The 3,209-nt window shown below is 74.2% G+C and carries 2 protein-coding genes; both read left to right on the top strand.

Annotated elements, in window-relative coordinates; all coding sequences use genetic code 11:
- Positions 1-68: 68 nt before the first annotated feature.
- Positions 69-1,256 (top strand): glycoside hydrolase family 76 protein, encoded by a 1,188-nt coding sequence (locus ACFUVW_RS20325; RefSeq protein ID WP_430573107.1) that lies wholly within the window; start codon positions 69-71, stop codon positions 1,254-1,256.
- Positions 1,257-1,356: 100 nt separating this feature from the next.
- A complete protein-coding gene (gene lnt / locus ACFUVW_RS20320) occupies positions 1,357-3,174 on the top strand; it encodes an apolipoprotein N-acyltransferase (protein WP_430573106.1) in 1,818 nt (605 codons plus the stop codon).
- Positions 3,175-3,209 lie beyond the last annotated feature (35 nt).

Raw genomic sequence — 3,209 nt, 5'->3', positions numbered from 1 at the left:
GATCGCTTGCTCGAAGGCCGCCGAGAGACAGAGCACCACCCGAGCACCACCGAGCGAAGGAGAGAACGATGAGGTTCACCAGAGCAGTCGGGACGGTCGCCGCGCTGGCGTGCGTGATGGGGGCGGCGGCGCCGGCCGTCGCGGACGACGTGGGCCGGCACGGTCCCGACGCGTCGCCGCGCACGCAGGCGGCGCGGGCGGTGGCGAGCTACGAGGCGATGCAGGAGCACCTCTACGCCGACGACGGGTCGTCGTTGTACCTGGAGCACTTCCCCCGCAAGGCCAAGGACCGGACCTACTCGTTCGAGTGGCCGTTCTCCCAGGCGCACGTCGCCACGCTCGACCTCGCCGGCATCCCGGGCCGCACCGGCCGCCAGTTCGTCGACGACCTCGCGGACCGCGACGTCGGGCAGGAACGGTTCTGGAACGCGGGCGGGGGCACCACCGGCCTGCCCGGCTACGACTCGTACCCCCGTGCGCCGTACGGCGACGGCGGAGACATGTTCTACGACGACAACGAGTGGGTGGCCCTGGCGAAGGTGCAGCAGTACCTCGACACCGGTGACGCCGCGGCGCTGGAGCGGGCGGAGGAGATCTTCGACCTGGTGGTGACCGGCTGGGACACCGACCCGAGCCACCCGGCGCCGGGAGGCGTCTTCTGGACGCAGGCGACGTGGAGCACCGACCGGAACACCGTGTCCACCATGCCGGGCGCGCAGCTCGCCACGCGGCTGTACCTGATCACGGGGGAGCGGGACTACCTGCGCTGGGCCGAGCGGATGACGGACTGGACCGACCGGTACCTGCTCGCGCCCGACGGCCTGTACTGGGACAACATCAAGCTGGACGGCTCGATCGACCGGACCCACTGGTCGTACAACCAGGGCGTGCCGGTGGGCACGTACGCGCTGCTGTACCAGGCCACGGGCGACGAGGAGTACCTGGACAAGGCCCGCGCGATCGCCCGCGCCTCCTACCGCTACTACGTCACCGAGGGGCGCCTCGACGACCAGCCGATGTTCTTCAACTCCATCTGGTTCAAGAACCTCCTGCTGCTGGAGTCGGTGACGGGCGGTCACACGTACCGGGACGCGATGACCGACTACGCGGACGCGCAGTGGCGCGAGGTGCGCGACCCGGAGACGGGGCTGTTCCCGGCCGACGGCGAGACCACGGAGCTGCTCGGCCAGGCCGCGATGGTGCAGATCTACGCCACGCTCGCGTGGCCGCGCGGCAAGGCGTCGATCCTGTACTGACCTGTACGGAGCCGCCCGCCCCTTCGAGCACGCGACGGATCGCGTGCTCGAAGGCCTCCCGGGGACCCGGGGGCGGGCCGCGGTCACGTACCCTGCGGGGGTGTTGCACGTGAGCCCGAGCCCGGTCGGAGAGCCCCGCGACGAAGCCGGCACCGGTCGAGACGTCGGTCGGGATGTCGGTCGGGACGGGGTTGCCGCGCCGCGCACGACGGCACCCACCGACCGCTGGGCGAGCCGCCCCGCCACGCTCCTGCTCGCCGTGGCGGCCGGGGCCGCGCTGTGGGCCTCGTTCCCGGACGTCGGGGCGTGGCCGCTGGCGTTCGTCGGCGTGGCGCTGCTGTTCGCCGCCCTGCGGCGCGACGGCCGCCGCGCGGCGGGCTGGAACTTCCTCGTCGGGCTCGTCGCCGGCCTGACGTTCTGGCTGCCGCACATCTGGTGGGCGAACTTCGCCACGGACACCCTGCCCTGGGTGGCGCTGTCCGTGCTGGAGACCATGTTCCTCGCCGCGTTCGGGTCGCTGTGGACGTGGGCGCGCCGCTGGGGCTGGGTGCGTCGGCACGCCGTCGCGCAGGCCGCCGTCTTCGCGGTCCTCTTCGTGGCGGTGGAGCAATGGCGCTCCGAGATCCCGTTCGGCGGTTTCCCCTGGGGCCGGCTCGCGTGGGCGATGGCGGGTGCGCCGACCGGCCGGGCCGCCTGGCTCGGCGGCACCACCCTCGTGTCCCTGCTCGTCGCGGCGGCGGGCGTGCTGCTCGCGCTCGCCGTCGGGCGCCTGCTGCGCACGCCGTGGCGCGACGCCCGACGCCGGGCGCGCTCGGCCGCGGGCGCCGCCGTGTTCGTCCTGGCCGCGGCCGCCCTGGTGACCGCGCCGCTGCTCCTGCCGCTGGCGCACGACCCCGGCACCCGCGAGGTGACCGACGCGGACGACCCGGGGCGCGCGGGGACGGTCGTGGACGCCGGCACGGGCACGGCTGAGGCGGGCGTGCTGCGCGCCGGGGCGGTGCAGGGCAACGTGTCGGAGCCGGGGGAGGGCTCGTTCGCGAACCGCGCGGAGGTGCTGAACAACCACCTGGACGGCACGTACGCGATCGCGGACGAGCAGGCCGCGGGCGCGTTCGGGGACCAGCCGGGCGACGCGGTGGACGTGGTGCTGTGGCCGGAGAACGGCTCGGACCTCGACCCGCAGACCACGCCGGAGGTCGGCGAGGCGATCGACGACGCGGCGACGGCGGTGGGCGCTCCGATCCTCGTGGGCGCGCAGGAGTACCCGGACACGGGCGGGCGCTACAACGTGGCCCTGCTGTGGGAGCCGGGCCAGGGGGTGACGCAGCGGTACGCGAAGCAGCACCCGGCGCCGTTCGGGGAGTACATCCCGATCCGCTCGTTCGTGCGCCTGTTCAGCGCCCAGGTGGACCGGGTGACGACGGACATGATCGCCGGCACGGAGCCGGCCGTGGTCGAGCTGCCGGTCGACGGCGCGGCGATCGGGCGCGACGCGGGCGCGACGACGGTGCCGATGGCGACCGTGATCTGCTTCGAGGTCGCCTACGACGAGATCGTCCGCGACGCCGTGCAGCGGGGTGCGCAGGTGCTGGTGGTGCCGACGAACAACGCGTCGTTCGGGTACACGGCGGAGTCCACGCAGCAGCTCGCGATGACGCGGCTGCAGGCGATCACGACGGGCCGGGCGGCGGTGCAGGTGTCGACGGTGGGCGTGAGCGGCGTCGTCGCGCCGGACGGGACGCTCGTGGCGCGCACGCAGCTGTTCACCCCCGACCACTGGGTGGCGGACCTGCCGCTGCGCACGGAGCTGACGCCGGCGGTGCGGGCGGGCTACTGGCCCGGCTGGGCCGTGGGCGCGGTGGCGGTCGTGCTCGTCGCCGGCGGGATCGTGTCCGCGGTGCGGGCGCGACGCGGCTGACGCCGGGAACGACGAAGGGCGGGCACCCGGTGGGG

It is taken from the genome of Isoptericola sp. NPDC057391 (assembly GCF_042668085.1).
Classification (GTDB): domain Bacteria; phylum Actinomycetota; class Actinomycetes; order Actinomycetales; family Cellulomonadaceae; genus Isoptericola.
This window is presented reverse-complemented; position numbering and strand designations above follow the sequence as displayed.

Coding starts and splice junctions, on each gene's coding strand:
- ACFUVW_RS20325 (WP_430573107.1), top strand. CDS start 69: ATGAGGTTCACCAGAGCAGTCGGGACGGTCGCCGCGCTGGCGTGCGTG.